The sequence below is a fragment of the Mesorhizobium sp. P2_C4 genome (genome assembly GCF_056404575.1).
In genome coordinates this window covers 494,646-513,170 of sequence record NZ_JBFUDT010000003.1, presented here as the reverse complement: position 1 = coordinate 513,170, position 18,525 = coordinate 494,646, and the positions used below count along the sequence as shown (strand labels likewise).

General features: G+C 62.2%; 16 protein-coding genes. 4 read left to right on the top strand and 12 right to left on the bottom strand.

Features of this window, described 5'->3' with window-relative positions:
- Nucleotides 1-95: 95 nt before the first annotated feature.
- Nucleotides 96-1,628 (top strand): acyl-CoA carboxylase subunit beta, encoded by a 1,533-nt coding sequence (locus tag AC1DX6_RS15065; RefSeq protein WP_477314560.1) that lies wholly within the window; start codon nucleotides 96-98, stop codon nucleotides 1,626-1,628.
- Nucleotides 1,629-1,671: 43 nt separating this feature from the next.
- On the opposite strand, the gene AC1DX6_RS15060 is transcribed toward AC1DX6_RS15065, so the two are convergent.
- Both AC1DX6_RS15060 and AC1DX6_RS15055 read right to left on the bottom strand, forming a co-directional pair.
- On the bottom strand, nucleotides 1,672-3,675 hold the full coding sequence (locus AC1DX6_RS15060) for a hypothetical protein (RefSeq protein WP_477314558.1): 2,004 nt from the start codon (nucleotides 3,673-3,675) through the stop codon (nucleotides 1,672-1,674).
- Nucleotides 3,672-5,183, bottom strand: coding sequence for an NAD(P)H-hydrate dehydratase (locus tag AC1DX6_RS15055; RefSeq protein WP_477314556.1), 1,512 nt, complete (start codon nucleotides 5,181-5,183; stop codon nucleotides 3,672-3,674). Before AC1DX6_RS15055 ends, AC1DX6_RS15060 begins: the two co-directional genes overlap by 4 nt.
- A gap of 375 nt (nucleotides 5,184-5,558) precedes the next feature.
- Between AC1DX6_RS15055 and AC1DX6_RS15050 the strand changes: the two genes are divergently transcribed.
- Together AC1DX6_RS15050 and glnA are read left to right on the top strand one after the other, a co-directional pair.
- Nucleotides 5,559-5,897, top strand: coding sequence for a P-II family nitrogen regulator (locus AC1DX6_RS15050; protein ID WP_006205430.1), 339 nt, complete (start codon nucleotides 5,559-5,561; stop codon nucleotides 5,895-5,897).
- A gap of 76 nt (nucleotides 5,898-5,973) precedes the next feature.
- Complete coding sequence (gene glnA, locus AC1DX6_RS15045) at nucleotides 5,974-7,383, top strand: type I glutamate--ammonia ligase (RefSeq protein WP_477281507.1); 1,410 nt, start codon at nucleotides 5,974-5,976, stop codon at nucleotides 7,381-7,383.
- A gap of 130 nt (nucleotides 7,384-7,513) precedes the next feature.
- On the opposite strand, the gene AC1DX6_RS15040 is transcribed toward glnA, so the two are convergent.
- Complete coding sequence (locus tag AC1DX6_RS15040) at nucleotides 7,514-8,554, bottom strand: glutamine synthetase beta-grasp domain-containing protein (protein WP_477314554.1); 1,041 nt, start codon at nucleotides 8,552-8,554, stop codon at nucleotides 7,514-7,516.
- A 318-nt stretch (nucleotides 8,555-8,872) separates the two neighbouring features.
- Between AC1DX6_RS15040 and AC1DX6_RS15035 the strand changes: the two genes are divergently transcribed.
- Entirely contained in the window at nucleotides 8,873-9,070 is a 198-nt protein-coding gene (locus tag AC1DX6_RS15035) for a DUF2735 domain-containing protein (protein ID WP_477314552.1), read from the top strand.
- Between the two features lie 83 nt (nucleotides 9,071-9,153).
- Here AC1DX6_RS15035 and AC1DX6_RS15030 read toward each other — a convergent pair whose 3' ends face one another.
- The 9 genes from AC1DX6_RS15030 to AC1DX6_RS14990 form a co-directional block, all read right to left on the bottom strand.
- Nucleotides 9,154-11,040: an MFS transporter gene (locus tag AC1DX6_RS15030; RefSeq protein ID WP_477314550.1), complete on the bottom strand. Its 1,887-nt coding sequence runs from the start codon at nucleotides 11,038-11,040 to the stop codon at nucleotides 9,154-9,156.
- Between the two features lie 191 nt (nucleotides 11,041-11,231).
- On the bottom strand, nucleotides 11,232-12,023 hold the full coding sequence (locus tag AC1DX6_RS15025; protein ID WP_477314548.1) for an ATP12 family chaperone protein: 792 nt from the start codon (nucleotides 12,021-12,023) through the stop codon (nucleotides 11,232-11,234).
- Between the two features lie 11 nt (nucleotides 12,024-12,034).
- Nucleotides 12,035-12,910 (bottom strand): DMT family transporter, encoded by an 876-nt coding sequence (locus tag AC1DX6_RS15020; protein WP_477315111.1) that lies wholly within the window; start codon nucleotides 12,908-12,910, stop codon nucleotides 12,035-12,037.
- A gap of 48 nt (nucleotides 12,911-12,958) precedes the next feature.
- Nucleotides 12,959-13,939, bottom strand: coding sequence for an RluA family pseudouridine synthase (locus tag AC1DX6_RS15015; RefSeq protein ID WP_477314546.1), 981 nt, complete (start codon nucleotides 13,937-13,939; stop codon nucleotides 12,959-12,961).
- Between the two features lie 60 nt (nucleotides 13,940-13,999).
- Entirely contained in the window at nucleotides 14,000-14,374 is a 375-nt protein-coding gene (gene crcB / locus AC1DX6_RS15010) for a fluoride efflux transporter CrcB (protein WP_477314544.1), read from the bottom strand.
- A 32-nt stretch (nucleotides 14,375-14,406) separates the two neighbouring features.
- Complete coding sequence (locus AC1DX6_RS15005) at nucleotides 14,407-14,772, bottom strand: DUF779 domain-containing protein (RefSeq protein WP_477314542.1); 366 nt, start codon at nucleotides 14,770-14,772, stop codon at nucleotides 14,407-14,409.
- Between the two features lie 77 nt (nucleotides 14,773-14,849).
- On the bottom strand, nucleotides 14,850-16,367 hold the full coding sequence (gene adh, locus AC1DX6_RS15000; protein WP_477314540.1) for an aldehyde dehydrogenase: 1,518 nt from the start codon (nucleotides 16,365-16,367) through the stop codon (nucleotides 14,850-14,852).
- A 139-nt stretch (nucleotides 16,368-16,506) separates the two neighbouring features.
- Nucleotides 16,507-17,490, bottom strand: a complete 984-nt coding sequence (locus AC1DX6_RS14995; protein ID WP_477314538.1) for a GAF domain-containing protein — start codon at nucleotides 17,488-17,490, stop codon at nucleotides 16,507-16,509.
- Between the two features lie 159 nt (nucleotides 17,491-17,649).
- Complete coding sequence (locus AC1DX6_RS14990; RefSeq protein WP_477314536.1) at nucleotides 17,650-18,480, bottom strand: aspartyl/asparaginyl beta-hydroxylase domain-containing protein; 831 nt, start codon at nucleotides 18,478-18,480, stop codon at nucleotides 17,650-17,652.
- Between the last annotated feature and the right edge of the window lie 45 nt (nucleotides 18,481-18,525).

Below are 18,525 nucleotides of genomic sequence, written 5' to 3'. Positions count from 1 at the left end.
GTTGCAGCGCAGCAAATCGACTGCGAAAGCGACGCTTGCGCTCCCTTGCGGGCATCATTACCACAAAACACAAGCTTCCGTTTTGGGGACCGACCATGAAGGACGTGCTGAAGGAACTCGAGCGCCGCCGCGAGATCGCCCGCATGGGCGGCGGTCAGGCCCGCATCGATGCCCAGCACAGCAAGGGCAAGCTCACCGCGCGCGAACGCATCGATGTCTTTCTCGACGAGGGCTCGTTCGAGGAGTTCGACATGTATGTCGAGCATCGCTCGACCGACTTCGGCATGGAGAAGACCAAGATAGCCGGCGACGGCGTCGTCACCGGCTGGGGCACCGTCAACGGCCGGCCGGTCTATCTCTTCGCCAAGGATTTTACCGTGTTCGGCGGCTCGCTGTCCGAGGCCCACGCCGAAAAGGTCATCAAGGTGCAGGAGATGGCGCTGCGCAACCGCGCGCCGATCATCGGCCTTTACGATGCCGGGGGCGCCCGCATCCAGGAGGGCGTCGCCGCACTCGGCGGCTATGCCGAGATCTTTCAGCGCAATGTGCTTGCCTCCGGCGTCATTCCGCAGATCTCGCTCATCATGGGCCCATGCGCAGGCGGCGACGTCTATTCGCCTGCCATGACCGATTTCATCTTCATGGTGCGCGACACCTCCTACATGTTCGTCACCGGGCCCGATGTGGTGAAAACCGTCACCAACGAGACGGTGACCGCCGAGAGCCTTGGCGGCGCCTCCGTGCACACGACCAAATCCTCGATCGCCGACGGTGCCTACGACAATGACGTCGAGGCGCTGCTGCAGATGCGCAGGCTGGTCGACCTGTTGCCGGCCTCCAACACGTCTGAACTGCCCGAGATCGAGTGCTATCAGTCGGTGACCGATCACGATCTGTCGCTCGACCGGCTGATCCCCGACAACGCCAACAAGCCCTATGACATCAAGGAGCTGATCCTGAAGGTCGCCGACGAAGGCGACTTCTTCGAGATCCAGCAAAACTTCGCCAAGAACATCGTCACCGGTTTTGGCCGCGTCGAGGGCCGCACCGTCGGCTTCGTCGCCAACCAGCCGATGGTGCTGGCCGGCGTGCTCGATTCCGATGCCAGCCGCAAGGCCGCGCGCTTCGTGCGCTTCTGCGACTGTTTTTCGATTCCCCTCGTCACTTTTGTGGACGTCCCCGGCTTCCTGCCCGGCACAGCGCAGGAATATGGCGGCCTGATCAAGCACGGCGCCAAGCTTTTGTTTGCCTATGCCGAGGCGACCGTACCGAAGATCACCGTCATCACCAGAAAGGCCTATGGCGGCGCCTATGACGTGATGGCCTCAAAACATCTGCGCGGCGACATGAACTATGCCTGGCCGACGGCGCAGATCGCGGTGATGGGCGCTAGGGGCGCGGTCGAGATCATCTACCGCAAGGACATTGGCGATGCCGAAAAGATCGCAGCCCATACAATGGCTTACGAGGATCGCTTCCTGTCGCCCTTCGTCGCAGCCGAGCGCGGTTATGTCGACGAGGTGATCATGCCGCATTCGACCCGCCGTCGCATCGCGCGGGCGCTCCGCATGCTGCGCAACAAGGACATGCAGAACCCCTGGAAGAAGCACGACAACATCCCGCTGTGACGCTTGCAGCACCTTGCCAGGGCGGGTGCCGCAATGGAGATGCTCACTCCTCCTCCGCCGCGCCGAAGCCCGCGCCCATGGTGGCGCCGGTAGCGCTTGCCCATGGCGTCGCATGGTTGTCGATGCGCATCTGAAAAATGAAATAGGTCGGCGAGCAGAAGCCGACGCCTTTCACTTTCGAAATGCCGGGCGTGTCGGGCGGTAGCGACTGGCACATATAATCCTCGCGGCAGAAATGCTCGGCATCGCAGGCCGGCCGGTTGCCGCGATTGACCGCGCCTCCAAGGCACTGGTCGAAATTGTTGGTCGCCACGCACGTGTCGAACTTTTTGCCGCCGACCAGCCCGCAAATCTCGTTCGGCATTGACTTGCCAGCCTTGAAGGCGGCAAAGCTGCGATCCTTGTCGTCGCAGCCGCGATAGGCAATGCCCGCCGGCACGCCGATCTTCGGCGGCCGGCAGGTATAGGCGGTGCGCGAGACATCGGTCGCGAAGGCGGCGAACTGGCCGGTGATTTTGTAGCGGTCGTTGAAAGGCTGTGTCTCATTGCTGGCAATCGAACCGGTCAGGCAGGGATGGCCGGAAAACATCTGCTTGCTGTCCTTGGGCAGCAGGCATTGCGCCAGCTTGGTCCGCACCCCGGATGCCGTCGCCAATGGCGTACAGACAGTGCCGCCGCCGCATTGCCAGGTCGCGCCAAAGCGGGCTGCGTCCTCCGGCGTCAGGCAGGGCATCGTCATCCCGGCCGGCGCGTAGTCGACCTCGCCGGCGTCCTTCCATGCGGCCGGCGGCGCGAAGGACAGCGGACGAAAACGGTTCGGCTCCTTGCCCTCGATCGTGGCACGCAGCCAGGCTTCGCGCCGCGGAATATCGGCATGCAGATGCGGCGAGATGCCTACCTCAATGCGGTTGAGCGGCGAGGTCGTCTTGTCGTCGCGGCCGATGAAATGAAAGCCGGCGGTGGAACCGGCCTGATGGCATCCTTGGCAGGCGCCATTGTCCAGCCGCTCGACCAATGCCTCCGGCGTGCGCACCAGCTTCAAGGCGGAATAGTCGAGCCCCGCGAAATCCGCGGGCTGATAGAGCGGCGTGAACGGGTGGTTGGCCTGTCTTGCGCTGCCGAAGGTCGACCAAGAGATGACCTTCCTGGCCAGGAATTCGTCGGGGATTTCGTAGACGCCGAGATCGATCGCCGCGACATTGGAGCTGACATAGGCGGCGAGTTTTGCCTTCAGCGCCGCATCGCCCGAGAGCCTTGCCACATCGGGCGTGTTTTCCAGCGGCTTTTCGCTGACCGTCTCGCCATCTATGCCGAAAATCCGCAGGAGATAGGCCGCCTGCCCGCCGAACTCGGTCTCCTGTCCGGAGGGAAAGCGCACGACCTGTGCGTTAAGCTCGAGCTGCTTGAAGGTCAGTTCCTCCGGTGCCAGAGGACCGCCGGCCAGCCAGCCGGCATCGACCTTCTCGTCGAGCTGCGGTGTCCAGCGTCCGGCAACGCCGACGCAGCCGCCATCGGCATCGGGCGCCACGCTATAGACGGCGTTGAAATTGAACGGCAGCCGCGAGGCCAGAACCTTGCCGCCCTTCTTGAAGCTGTAGGCAAGGCGGTAGATGAAACGCACCTCGCCGCAATTCTTGTCGCCGGTCAGCGCGGCGAAATCACGCCGGTCGAGCCGATTGACGACGCCGACCAGGCGAAAGCGCGCGGCATCGGTCTTCAGCCAGCGCATGTCCATGATGCGGCCGACATTGCCGTCGGTGACCTCGTAGAGCGTTCGCCCGCCGGCCTTCATCTCAGCCCGTAGTGTGGCGATATCGGCGGCGACCATTTCGGTGATCGCGAGATAGGCCGGCGCCTTGTCGTACAGCGTTTTCAGGTCGCCGCTGCCATCGATGCCGAAAATGCCGGCGAAGCCAAAACCCTTCGCGTCGAGGGTGGCGAGAACCGCCGGATCGTCGACGATGGTCACCGGCCCTTCGGCGCGTGCGGCGTGCGCCGTGAAGACGGCAGCCAAGAGCGCGGCAAGCAGCGCGAGCCAGCGGTTCATGCGACAGCTCCACGGTGACCATCGACCAGTTCGCGCAACACCGGCACCAGCGCCAGCGGCAGGTCCTCGGCGATCAGCCCAGGACCGAACCGGCTGCCGGCCTCGGCGTGGATCCAAACCGCCGCGCAGGCGGCTTCAAACGCTGGCATGCCTTGCGCCAGAAGCCCGGCAATAATGCCCGCCAGCACGTCACCCGACCCGGCGGTGGCGAGCCATGGCGCGCCATTGCTGTTGATCGCCGCCCGGCCATCGGGTGATGCGATGACCGTATCGGCGCCCTTGTAAACGAGTATGGAGCCGGCGCGCTCGGCAGCCACGCGCGCCTTGGCCAATTTGGACAGGCCTTTGGCCGCGATGTCGGGAAACAAACGGGCAAACTCGCCCTCATGCGGGGTCAACACCAGCGCCGGAGCGTTCGGTCGACGCGCCGCCTCGAACAGCGCTTGCGGCTGGTGCGCCAGCGACGTGATGGCGTCGGCATCCAGAACGACGGCGCCGTCCGTCAAGGCCGAAATCAACTGCAACGCGAAATCGCCCACCTTGGGTTTTGGTCCGAGCCCAGGCCCGAACACCAGCGCTTCGGGATGCCGCGCCGCGAGGAATTCCTGCACCTCCTCGAGCGAGCCAGCCTCGCGCAGCATGATCGAGGTCAGATGCATGGCATTCACCTGCATGGCATTCCCTGGGGACAGCACGGTCACCGCGCCTGCCCCGCTCCGGGCCGCGGCCATGGCCGACAATCGTGCCGCACCCGTCGCGCTCGGTCCGCCGGAAAAGACGCCGACGTGGCCGCGCTTGTATTTGTGGGCATCGACGGCCGGCATGGGAAAATCCTTGAGCCACAATGCCGGCGTGTTCTCGAAAGTCTGCAACGTGAGCTGCGCAATGACCCCGTCGCCGATACCGATGTCGGCCAGCACCACCTCGCCGCATCGTTCGCGTCCCGGCAACAGCAGATGGCCTGGCTTTTTTCGCGCAAACGTCACCGTAACCTGAGCCTTGAACGCATGGCCGAGAACGTCGCCGCTTTCGCCGGAGACACCCGATGGTAAATCGACGGCGACGACAGGTAGGTCCAGTTCTGTCGCAATTTCGATCGCCCTGGCGTCATCGCCGGACAGCGGTTTGGACAGCCCTGCCCCGTAAAGCGCGTCGACTATGACCGAACCGACCTCGGCGGCAAATTGCGACAGGGGCCGAGGTTTGACCGAACATTCGGCTGCGGCAAGCGCGGCATCTGTTCCCGGCCTTAGCGCGCCGGATGCCCAGATGGCCGTGTCGACGCCACTGGCTGCCAGGATACTGGCGATGACATAGCCGTCGCCGCCATTGTTGCCTGGCCCACACAGCACGTGCACGCGGCTCGCCTGGGGATAGCGTGCCAGCACCACCTCGGCGACCGCTTCGCCGGCGCGCCGCATCAGGCCGATGCCGTCGAGCGGCCCAGTGGCAATTGCCAGCCGGTCAGCCTCGGCCATTTCGGCCGGGGACAGAAGTTCGTTGCTCATGAATTGCCGATCCGCATTTCTGTTCAGGCCCCCGCCCCTTGTGCAATCGAGCATTGTCCAGTTTTCGGTTCGAAGCAAACGGCGAGCGCAACAAGTAGAGTTAGCCGCCGATCCTTTCAGGGCAGTCCGCAACTGCCTGCAAAATGCGCGATCTGCCCAATTATTGTGCGGACGCCAAGGCCGGCAATGTGTAGGCTCTAAACACCCGTGCCGCATCCAAAGCAGCGGATGACGCGAAAGTGCAGCCCTGTGCGGCATGGTGTTGAAATCGCGTGACAGCGCCTTGTTTCAGCTGAAATTGGCACAGTTCGTGCTTGATGGAGGCGCAAGCGGGGCGCACAACCCGTCTTTTTGGCAGTGGAGGCCACTTTTTACATGAAAAAGATCGAAGCGATCATCAAGCCGTTCAAGCTCGACGAAGTGAAGGAAGCGCTTCAGGAGGCCGGCCTGCAAGGCATCACCGTGACCGAAGCCAAGGGCTTTGGCCGCCAGAAGGGCCATACCGAACTCTATCGCGGCGCCGAATATGTCGTCGACTTTCTGCCCAAGGTGAAAATCGAAGTTGTGCTCGGCGACGATGCGGTCGAAGGCGCGATCGAGGCCATCCGCAAGGCGGCCCAGACCGGCCGCATCGGCGACGGCAAGATCTTCGTTTCCAACATCGAGGAAGTCGTTCGCATCCGCACCGGTGAAACGGGGATGGACGCCGTCTGAGGTTTCTGATTTCAGATATCTCGGTATCTGATTTCCGATAACTCCTCGAAACGTCATCAGACAGGGAAGAAATGACATGACGACAGCCAAAGACATCATGAAGCAGATCAAGGACAACGACGTGAAATTCGTCGACCTGCGCTTCACCGATCCGAAGGGCAAGCTGCAGCACGTGACGATGGATGTCATCGAGGTCGAGGAAGACATGTTCGCCGATGGCGTCATGTTCGACGGCTCGTCCATCGCCGGCTGGAAGGCGATCAACGAGTCCGACATGGTGCTGATGCCCGATCCTGATACCGTGCACATGGACCCGTTCTTCGCCCAGTCGACCATGGTCATCCTGTGCGACATCCTCGATCCGGTTTCGGGCGAATCCTACAACCGCGACCCGCGCGGCACCGCCAAGAAGGCCGAGGCCTACATGAAGGCTGAAGGCATCGGCGACACCATCTATGTCGGCCCGGAAGCCGAGTTCTTCGTCTTCGACGACGTCAAGTACAAGGCCGATCCCTACAACACCGGCTTCAAGCTCGACTCCACCGAATTGCCGTCCAACGACGACACCGATTACGAGACCGGCAACCTCGGCCACCGTCCGCGCGTCAAGGGCGGCTACTTCCCGGTGCCGCCGATCGACAGTGCCCAGGACATGCGCTCCGAAATGCTGACCGTGCTTGCCGAAATGGGCGTACGCGTCGAGAAGCACCACCACGAGGTGGCGGCTGCCCAGCACGAACTCGGCATAAAGTTCGACACGCTGGTGCGCAACGCCGACAAGATGCTGATCTACAAATACGTCGTGCATCAGGTTGCCAATGCCTATGGCAAGACGGCCACCTTCATGCCGAAGCCGATCTTCGGCGACAATGGCTCGGGCATGCACGTCCACCAGTCGATCTGGAAGAACGGCAAGCCGACCTTCGCCGGCAACGAATATGCCGGCCTGTCGGAGAGCTGCCTGTTCTACATCGGCGGCATCATCAAGCACGCCAAGGCCATCAACGCCTTTACCAACCCGCTGACCAACTCCTACAAGCGCCTGGTGCCGGGCTATGAAGCACCGGTGCTGCTCGCCTATTCCGCGCGCAACCGCTCGGCGTCGTGCCGCATTCCGTTCGGCTCGTCGCCGAAGGCCAAGCGCGTCGAAGTCCGCTTCCCCGATCCGGGCGCGAACCCCTACCTCGCCTTCGCCGCCATGCTGATGGCCGGCCTCGACGGCATCAAGAACAAGATCCATCCGGGACAGCCGATGGACAAGGATCTCTATGACCTGCCGCCGAAGGAGTTGAAGAAGATCCCGACCGTCTGCGGTTCGCTGCGCGAAGCCCTGCAGAGCCTCGACAAGGACCGCGGCTTCCTGAAAGCCGGCGGCGTCTTCGACGACGACCAGATCGACTCTTACATCGAGCTCAAGATGGCCGAAGTGATGCGCTTCGAAATGACCCCGCATCCGGTCGAATACGACATGTACTATTCGGTCTGAGCGGACCGTCTCAGAGACAAAGAAAAAACCCCGGCGGAAACGCCGGGGTTTTTTCTTTGACCGATGGTGGCCATCAGATTTATCAACCAGGTCGCGGCGCAGGCACTCAAGCCTACGCCGCGATAAATGCTCAGGCCGCCGCCGAAACCTGGGCGCTGGCCGGAACTTCCGCAATCGTCTTCAGGATCTGCGAAGCGATCTGGTAGGGGTCGCCCTGCGAGTTCGGACGGCGGTCCTCCAGGTAGCCCTTGTAGTCGCCCTTGATGAAGGAGTGCGGGACGCGGATCGAGGCGCCGCGATCGGCGATGCCGTAGCTGAACCGGTTCCACGGCGCGGTCTCGTGCTTGCCGGTCAGACGCTTGTCATTGTCCGGGCCGTAGACGGCGATGTGATCCATCAGGTTCTTGTCGAAAGCCGCCATCAGCGCTTCGAAATAGGCCTTGCCGCCGACTTCGCGCATATGGGTGGTCGAGAAATTGGCATGCATGCCCGAGCCGTTCCAGTCGGTGTCGCCGAGCGGCTTGCAGTGATACTCGATGTCGATCTCGTATTTTTCGGTCAGGCGCTGCAAGAGATAGCGTGCCATCCACATCTGGTCGGCGGCCTTCTTGGAGCCCTTGCCGAAAATCTGGAATTCCCACTGGCCCTTGGCCACTTCGGCGTTGATGCCTTCATGGTTGATGCCTGCGGCGAGGCACTGGTCGAGATGCTCCTCGACGATCTGGCGCGCAACCGAGCCGACATTCGAGTAGCCGACGCCGGTGTAGTACGGGCCCTGCGGCGCGGGATAACCGCTCTCAGGGAAGCCGAGCGGGCGGCCGTCCTTGTAGAAGAAATACTCCTGCTCGAAGCCGAACCACGCGCCCTCGTCGTCGAGGATGGTGGCGCGCTTGTTGGACGCATGCGGCGTGACGCCGTCGGGCATCATGACTTCGCACATCACCAGCACGCCATTGGTGCGGGCCGGATCCGAATACACGGCGACCGGCTTCAGCACGCAGTCGGAGCTGTGGCCTTCGGCCTGCTGGGTCGAGGAGCCGTCGAAGCCCCACAGCGGAAGCTGTTCGAGCGTTGGGAACTCGGCATAGTCCTTGATCTGGGTCTTGCCGCGCAGATTGGGGACCGGGGTGTATCCATCGAGCCAGATGTACTCGAGCTTGTATTTCGTCATTCTAGAGCCTCTCGTTGCTTGATCACCGAAGCTGGATAGCGCCGGCGCATGCCGAGCCATCCGGCAGGCCGGCTGCCGGTCCATAAAATGCAAGTCATGTGCCATTTCCCCTGCGCGGGGTGCGTCAAAAATGCCCATTCATCCCGGCGATGCGGCCAAGCCGTCTAAGCAATGCGGCGCGATCGATCAAAAGCCAAATCTGCTTAAATAACAGGCAAATACTGATCTTTCTTTAGGCATCTTGCCTAAACGGATTGCAGGACTTATCTTGCTGGAAAGCTGAATCGACAAGCTTCGGCAAAAGAAAGGAGCCTGACCATGGAAATCGTTTCTGCCCGTCCGTCGGCCAAAATCCTGATGTTCCCGGTGGCAGTCCGTCTTTCTGCCTCAAATTTAAGCGGAAAGGCTAAGTTCGCGGCAGAGCTTGCCTCCATGCGCGATCACCTCACGGATTTCGGTAGCGGCTGGTACCACGAGGCAGCCATCGAGGAAGCGCAACACGACCGGAAGAGCTGAACTCTTCGTTCGATTCTTGAGAAATTGGAAAGCCCGGCGTGATCGCTCGCGCCGGGCTTTTGCGTTGGTATCGGCCAATGACTCTAGGTCTTGGCGTGCAGGTCGGTTCCCAGCGTATCTTTGACGAAGATCATGCCGATGATTAGCGTCATCGCCGCGATCACGATCGGGTACCAGAGACCATAATAGATGTCGCCCTTGGCCGCGCTCAAGGCGAAGACTGTCGCCGGGAGCAGGCCGCCGAACCAGCCATTGCCGATGTGATAGGGCAGCGACATGCCGGTGTAGCGGATGCGGGTCGGGAACATCTCGACCAGAATCGCCGCGATCGGCCCGTAAACCATCGTCACGTAGAGGATCAGGATGAACAGAATGCCGACGACCTTTGTCCAGTTGACCTGCGCGGGGTCGGCAAACATCGCAAACGCGCCGGACGCTGGAATGCTGTAGACGGTCACGTCGGTGGCACCAGCGGCTTCATCGGCCGTCAGCACCTTGTCCTTGATCGCCTGGGCGGCCGGCACCGTCGCCTTCTCGCCGGCGCGAATGGCGACGGCATCGAGCTTCAGTTCAGGGTTGGCCGCGACGAAGGCATCAAGCTTCTGGTCGGCGACCTTTGAAGCGGCACGCTTCAGCGGATAGCCGCCATCCTTGAGTGCCATGTTGACCGCCTTGGTGAAGGCACCATCCTTGGCTTTGGCCTGATCGCCGGCAGCGATGGCGTCGTAGGATTCGACCGTCTCATTGCCGACCTTCACCGTTGCCGAGGTCCCAGGCGCCGCACTGGTGACGATTTCATACGGCACCGAGCTCTTGGCAAGGAACGACGTGGCGATGTCGCACGACGTGGTGAACTTCGCCGTGCCGACCGGGTTGAACTGGAACTTGCAGTCGCCGGGCGCCACGGTAACCGTCGCACGCGTGTTCTGCTGCGCTGCGGCCAGCGTTGGATTGGCCGCCCAGGTCAATGCCTTGAACAGCGGGAAGTAGGTGAAGATCGCCAGAGCCAGCCCCGCCATGATGATCGGCTTGCGGCCGATCTTGTCGGAGAGCCAGCCGAACACGACAAAGAAGATGGAGCCCAACGCCAAGGCGATGGCGATCAGGATGTTGACCGTCTGCAGGTCGACCTTGAGCACGTTCTGCAGGAAGAACAGAGCGTAGAACTGGCCGGAGTACCAGACCACAGCCTGGCCGGCGGTGAGGCCGAGAAGCGCCAGGATGGCGATCTTGGCATTCTTCCACTGACCGAAGGCTTCCGTCAGCGGAGCCTTGGAGCCCTTGCCCTCGTCCTTCATCCGCTGGAAGGTTGGCGATTCGCTGAGCGTCAGCCGAATCCAGACCGACACGCCGAGCAGGATGACGGAGACGAGAAACGGAATACGCCAGCCCCAGGCGGCGAAGTCTTCCTTGCTCAACATCGCCTGAACGCCGAGGATGATGATCAGCGACAGGAACAGGCCGAGCGTTGCCGTCGTCTGGATCCACGAGGTGTAGAAGCCACGGCGGTCGTCGGGGGCGTGTTCGGCGACATAGGTTGCCGCACCACCATACTCACCGCCGAGCGCCAGGCCCTGCAGCATGCGCAGCCCAACCAGGATGATGGGCGCCGCAATGCCCCAGCTCGCCGAGCCGGGAAGCAGGCCGACCAGGAACGTCGAACTGCCCATGATCAGGATGGTGACAAGAAACGTATATTTGCGGCCGACGAGATCGCCGATACGGCCGAACACCAGCGCGCCGAACGGGCGCACCAGGAAGCCCGCGGCGAAAGCCAGCAGGGCGAAGATGTTGCGCGTCGCTTCAGGATACTGGCTAAAGAAAGTGGCGCCGATAAAGACTGCCAGCGAACCGTAGAGATAGAAATCGTACCATTCGAAAACGGTGCCGAGCGAGGAAGCGAAGATGACTTTCTTCTCTTCCCGCGTCATGCCACCGCTTGCTCTGCCGGCGGTCGATGCCATTGCCATTTGATATGTCCTCCCTTGAGATCCCGTCTGCCTTGAGGCTGCGCGTCACCGTCCGTGTTCTCCTCCAAACACGGACTCGGCGCATGCAACGCGGGAAAAATGACAGAAAGCACCGCCCAGAGGCAGACCGACCTTGGGTTTATGACTTTGGTATTAGGTGCAGTGCGAAACGGGTCGGTAGACGTCAGCCGTCAGCCTTTGAGCGCCTCAAGCAGGCTCACAGCAGCCATCATCTCGTGCTTGCGGGCCGAGCGACGCGCGACGGCCTCCGCATCGTGGCCCCAGTGCTCGACCTGCCAATCCTCGTCGACATGGCCGGCCACCCATGCCGCATCGCCGTCGAGTTCGCCGAAATCGACTGCCAAAGCCAGCAGTGCCGATCCCGTCAGCGAGGTCATGACATGGATGGCTGCAAGCCGCAGCGGATCGTTGCGCTGGCTGAGATGGACACCGAGCACAGCGATGCTCTCGCGCGGCTGCTCGACATGGATGATGCCCTCGGCGAGGTTGAAGCGGGCGCCAAGCGTGCCGCGCGCCCAGTCGATCACCGGGTCCCAATGCTGGTTCTGCCGGTCGACCAGCCCTTGCGGCGCGTCGGCCCGGTAGCAGAGAAGATCGGATGAGGCGAAGCGCAATATGTCCTCCAGCACCGCCTGCGGGTCGCTGGCAACGCCGTCGATGGCCGTGTTGACCAGGCGCAGGACCGGCATCGTCACCGGGTTGATGGTTTCGCCTTGCGCGGCAAACTCGTCGGCGATCAGGCCGGCCGCCTTTTCGGTCGGCAACGCCAGCAGCGCCTTGCCCGGCGTGCGCACCGGCTTGCCGTCAAGATGAACGGCAAATCCATCCTCGAGCGGTGCGACCGAGACGGCCTTGTAGAAGCGTTTCGGCAGATGCGTCTTCATCTGGATCTGGGCGCGGCGCACCGGATCCGGGTCGGAAAGCTGCTTGCCCGCTTCGAGGTCGTTGAGGATATCGCGCATGCCAGAACTTTCTATCCGGGGATCTGCTTTCGCGCCGGCCGGTTGACGATGATCAGCCCGGCGGCGATGAGGCCGAGTGCCAGGAAAATACGGACGGTCAGCGGCTCGTTCAAGATCACGGCGCCGCACAGCACACCGAACACGGGCGACAGGAAGGTGAAGCTCGACAGGCCCGAAGCCGGATAGCGCCTGAGCAGCCAGAACCACAGCACATAGGTGAAGGCGACGACGTAGATGGCCTGGAAAAGCAGGGCCAATGTCGGCACGGCGGAAAAATTGCGGATGGCGGGTCCGGTGAAAGGCAGCACCAAAGCGCCTACGACGATGGCACCGGCCAGTTGATAGAGCAGCAGTTTTTCGGCGCTGGTGTCGGCCAGTTTCGACCGTTTGATGACGATGCTGGTCAACGCCCAGAGAATGCCGGCGCCGAGGCTGAGCAGGTCACCGGTCAATGCCGCGCCGTCGCCGGCGCTCATCTTGTCGGAGAACACGCAGACCAGTCCGGCGAAAGCCAGGAGAAGACCGACGATCTTGAGCGCGGTGATGCGCTCGCCCAGCAGGAAATGACCGCCGACCAGCACCCAGAACGGCATGGTGTTGACCAGAAGCGTGTTGCGGGCGACCGTCGTGTGTTCGAGCCCGACATAGAGACACAGGAACTCGACGCCAAACAGCCCGCCCACGAGAATGCCCGCGACAAGAGTTTTGTCTGGCTTGAACAGCGCAACGCCGCGCCAGCGGCACCAGCCGAGAACGCACAGGCCGCCGATGACCGAGCGTGCGATGGACAGGAAAACCGGGTCGTAGCCGGCATAGGAGATCTTGGCGGCAACGTAGTTCAGCCCCCAGGAAAACGTCAGCCCGACCATGATGAATGCTGCCGCCATGTCGACCGTATCGCGACGGTCGAGCGCATCGGTGGCGCCGCTCAAACCCTAGTCCTCCGCGCTGGCGTCGTCGAAGCCGATCAGGTTCCAGCTCTGGCGCATATGCGGCGACATCGGCGCGGTGACATCGATGACACCCTTGTCCGGGTGCGGAATGATGATGCGGCGCGCATGCAGGTGCAGGCGATTCTGCATGCCGCCCGGAAAGTCCCAATTGGTGTCAGCCTCGAAATATTTGGGGTCGCCGATGATCGGGCAGCCGATATAGGCGGCATGGACACGAAGCTGGTGGGTGCGGCCGGTGTAGGGCTCCATCTCCAGCCAGGTCATCGTCTGTGCGGCCTGCTCGATGACACGGTAGTAGGACACGGCGTGGTCGGCGCCCTTTTCGCCATGCTTGGCGACGCGCACGCGGTCGCCATCGGGCGTCGGTTCCTTGATCAGCCAGGTCGAGATCTTGTCCTCGCGCTTCGGCGGCACACCCTTGACCAGCGCCCAATAGGTCTTCTTGGTCTCGCGGGCGCGAAACGCTTCGGCGAGCTTCATGGCGGCGAGCCTCGTGCGGGCGACGACCAGCACGCCTGACGTGTCGCGGTCGAGGCGGTGCACCAGGCGCGGCTTCTCGCCCTTCTGGTTGCGCCAGGCTTCCAGCATGTCGTCGACATTGCGGGTGACGCCGGAGCCGCCCTGCACGGCCAGGCCTGCCGGCTTGTTGAAGACGAAGACTTTCGGATCCTCGTGGATCAGCATCTTGGCGAGCACATCGGCGTCGCCCTGGTTGCGGATCGAGTGACCGGTAAGCGCGCTTTCGCCTTTCTTGTCCACTTCCAGCGGTGGCACGCGAACCATCTGGCCCGGCTCGACGCGCGTATCGGCCTTGACCCGGCCGCCATCGACGCGAATCTGGCCGGAGCGCAAGAGCTTCTGCAGATGGCCGAAGCCAAGGCCCGGGAAATGGGTCTTGAACCAGCGATCGAGCCGCATGCCCGCCTCGCCGGCCTCCACCGTGATCTGTTCAACGCCTGCCATATTTTTTTCGCTTATCCGTTTCCGAGCAGGGCTCAGCCCTGCTTTTGCGCGGCAATAGCACTATGAAACGGTTCTTGCGAGCCAAAGTCCCAGAAACAGGGCGATAATTGCCCCGACAACACTGGCAAGGGCATATCCGAATGCGGGCAGCGTGGCGCCGCGCTCCCACAGCGTCGCGAAATCGAGCGAAAAGGCGGAGAAGGTGGTGAAGCCGCCAAGAATGCCGGTGGCCACGAACAGCCTGAGTTCATTCGATCCGCCGCGCCGCATCAGAATGGCGATGAACAGACCCATGGCAAAGGAGCCGACGATGTTGATGGCCATCGTGCCCCACGGGAAATTGGGGCCAACAAGGCGCAGCGCGCCGATGTTGGTGAAATGACGGATGCCGGCGCCGATACCACCACCGACGACAACGAGAAGCAGATTGAACATGGAAGTTTACTGCCCTCACAAGGGCGGTTCGGTCAATCCCGATTGTTGGCCGGGACAGCACAGACCGTTGAACGCGTCAAAAACCGTCTCTCGCGCCCATTGTCGAGCGAGAACATGCCGCCCCTGCCCGGCACGACGTCGATGATCAGATCCGTGTGCTTCCACACCTCATATTGCGAGCCGCTGATATAGACCGGCGTTTCGCCGATCTCGCCCAGCATGACGTCATTGTCGCCGACGATGAAGGCGCCTTGCGGATAGCACATCGGCGAGGAACCGTCGCAACAGCCGCCAGACTGGTGGAACAGCACCGGACCGTGATCGGCGATGATCTCGGCCAGGAACGCCACGGCTTCGGGCGTCGCGGAAACCTTGCCCATGGACACCTTGTCGAGCATCAAAATCCTCCCAGGAAGCCGGTACGGCGGCGCGGCCTGTTGGGCCGCACCGCCTGATGGTGCGCCTTTGCTGGCGATCAGAAGAAGCCGAGCTTCTTCGGGCTGTAGCTGACCAGCATATTCTTGGTTTGCTGGTAGTGGTCGAGCATCATCTTGTGCGTCTCGCGGCCGATGCCTGATTGCTTATAGCCGCCGAAGGCGGCATGCGCGGGATAGGCGTGGTAGCAGTTGGTCCAGACGCGACCGGCCTGAATGGCGCGACCGAAGCGATAGCAGCGGTTGGCGTCGCGGCTCCAGATGCCGGCACCCAGGCCATAGAGCGTGTCGTTGGCGATCGACAGCGCCTCGTCGTCATCCCTGAAGGTGGTGACCGAAACCACCGGCCCAAAGATCTCCTCCTGGAAGACGCGCATCTTGTTGTGGCCCTTGAACACGGTCGGCTTCACGTAGTAGCCGCCGGCAAGGTCGCCCGGCAGGTGGTTCTGCTCGCCACCGATCAGCACCTCGGCGCCTTCCTGGCGGCCGATGTCGAAGTAGGAGAGAATCTTCTCCAGCTGCTCGCTCGACGCCTGCGCCCCGATCATCGTTGCCGGATCGAGCGGATCACCCTGCACGATCGCCTCGACGCGCTTCAGCGCCTTTTCCATGAACCTGTCGTAGATCTTCTCATGCACCAGCGCCCGGCTGGGACACGTGCAGACCTCGCCCTGGTTGAGCGCGAACATGACAAAACCTTCGATCGCCTTGTCGAAGAAATCGTCGTCTTCGGCGGTCACGTCTTGGAAGAAGATGTTGGGCGACTTGCCGCCAAGTTCGAGCGTCACCGGGATGAGATTCTGGCTGGCATATTGCGAGATCAGGCGGCCGGTCGTGGTCTCGCCGGTGAAGGCGATCTTGGCGATGCGGTTCGACGATGCCAGCGGCTTGCCGGCTTCGAGGCCGAACCCATTGACGATGTTGAGCACGCCGTCCGGCAAGAGATCGCCGATCAGGTCCGCCCACAACATGATGGTCGCAGGCGTCTGTTCAGCCGGCTTCAAGACGACGCAGTTGCCGGCGGCGAGTGCCGGAGCCAGCTTCCACACCGCCATAAGCAGCGGGAAATTCCAGGGGATGATCAGGCCAACGACGCCGAGCGGCTCGTGGAAATGATAGGCGACGGTGTCGTGGTCGATCTCCGAAATGCCACCCTCCTGAGCGCGTACCGCCCCGGCGAAATAGCGGAAATGGTCGATGGCGAGCGGCAGGTCGGCGGCGGTCGTCTCGCGGATCGGCTTGCCATTGTCCCAGGTTTCGGCGAGGGCCAGCAGATCGAGATTGTCCTCCATGCGATCGGCGATCCGGTTCAGGATCAGCGCGCGCGCGGCGGCACTCGTCTTGCCCCAGCCATCCTTGGCCTTGTGCGCGGCGTCGAGCGCAGCCTCGATATCGCTGGCGTCGGAGCGGGCAATCTCGCCCAGCGGACGGCCGGTCACCGGCGAGATGTTCTCAAAATACCTTCCGGATTTCGGCGCCACCCACTTGCCGCCGATGAAGTTGTCGTAGCGCTTGGCAAAGGGGATCTTGGCCGTGCGAGAAAATTCAACCTTGTTCATTGTCTTCCTCCCAGGAAACGGCCGCGGGATGCGGCACGTAATGAGGAAGCTTTGCGGATGGCGGCGGGCTTGTCAGCACCGGCCAGACAGTCGCCGGCGCCGACTGTCGCAGTTCTGCGACAGGTTAGGGTCTGAAAACTCAATGCGGGCGACGGATGCCCAGTCGCGCGAGTTTTCGATGCAGCGTGGCGCGGGAAATACCGAGATTGTGCGCGGCGGCCGAGACGTTGCCTTCGGCGCGGGCGAGAGCGCGCTGGACCACGCCACGCTCGGCCTCGCCCAGTTCCTCGGTGGCTTTCGCGCAGTCGCCGAGGACATCGGCGGCCGGCAAGCCCTTGGTCAGCGTTTGTTGCGTGATGCCGAGAGCCTGTCGCGCCGAGCGTGTCGCACCGACCACGAGATCATCGGCATCGACAGCTATCAGCGCGCCGGCGCTGCGCTCGCCCACCGGCGCCAACAGAATGCGGGCGCTTGAAAAAGCCAGGCGAAAATTCTCCGCCTCGATGCGGCGAGCGGCGTCGCCGACCGCCATGGCGATCAGGTTGACGAAGTCTTCGGTCAAATCCGACCGGCAGGACGACACATCGAGCGCAGCCGCCAGGTTGCCCTCGTGATCGTAGATCGGCGCCGTCGTGCAGCTGAGCAGCGTGTTGCGCGAGAAGAAGTGCTGGTCGCGGTGAATGGTGAGGGAGCGCTGATCGGCAAGACAGGTACCGATGCCGTTGGTTCCTTCGCTGTCCTCGCTCCACACCGTGCCTGTCCAAAGGCCCCATTCGTCGAACGTATCGTCATCGGCGGAAGCACCCCGGCGCTCTAACGGAATGCCTTCACGGTCGGCAAGCATCACGCAGCAGCCGATGCCTCCGACGGCCAAATAGAGCCGATCGAGGCTCGCATCCGCGGCGCGCAGCAACGGCTCCATTCGCTGCCGCGCCTGCCTGAGCTCGCTTTCGGTCAGGCGTCTCGGCGCCTTTCGCTCGGCTGGGTCGAGCCTATGCAATGTAAGGGAACGCCGCCAGGAGGCGATCAATGCCGAGCGGGCGGCATCGCTGGTGGCGATCGCTGCCTGCACGACATCGGCATGATGGGCCGGCTGTCCGCTCACCTCATCCTCCCGGAGCATGGTGCGCTTCAATCCCCTGGCGCCGTGCTCGCATCACCGCCTTCTACGGGATCGGTGGCCGATGCCGCTATAAGACAATGGTTCAAGAGCAACCGAGATGCGCTGTGCAGGCTATTCGCCACCTGCTGAGAGGTAGAGCAATGTCGCCTGTCTGAGGGTTCAGGTCGTCTCGACCTTCTTCGCCTTGCTCGAGCCGATCATCTTCCAATTCTTGTAGAACATGGAATTGATGCGCTCGACGCTGACCGAAACGATGGCCAGAAGAGCGGAGATGAAACCGGGGAATGGCGACGGCCGGATGATGTCCATGAACACGCAGTAGCGGCGTCCATCATATTCGTTGACCGAGCGGTGCAGCAGCGTGTCGTCGAAAATGTACAGCGGATTGTCGTGCCAGTAGTTCTTGACGTTGTTGCACTCGACGAAAACCTCGGCCTTCACCGGGATCAGATTGTAGAGAATGCGCAGGCTGAGCCGCAGCGGCCCGAAATGCCAGGAGGTCGATTCCTGTCCCCTGAAAACCGATACGGCAATCGTCTTGATGTATTTGAAATCCTTGTTGAACTCGGCGACGTTGTCGATCTTGTGCTTGCCATACCATTGATAGACATACATGCCGCGCCGGCCGGTGCCGAAATTGGCGTCGATGTCGGCGATGATCTCGTCCTTGCGCGCCTTGAAGACGTCGAGAACCTCGTTGACCTCGCGTTGATAGTCGGCGGGAAACTGCTCCAGCTTCCACACGCCCGGGTTCCTGTAGCAAAGCAGGTCGACCAAAAGGTTGAAGGGCGATAGCAGCCAGGTGAAGATGCCGTTGCCAAGGAAGTAGCCGCGAAACAGCGACAAATCCTTGTTGGCGTTGCGCAGCACGTCGATCAGGCCACAGACGATGAAAATCGTCGTCAGGGTCGGAATGAAGTAGAAGCCAAGCGCAAGCAGCGGAACCGCTATGACCAGCTGGCGAAGGGTTTTGCGAAGCGTTTTTGTCATTTTTTGTTCGCGCCGGGCGCGATTCCTGTTTTGAATGATTATCGC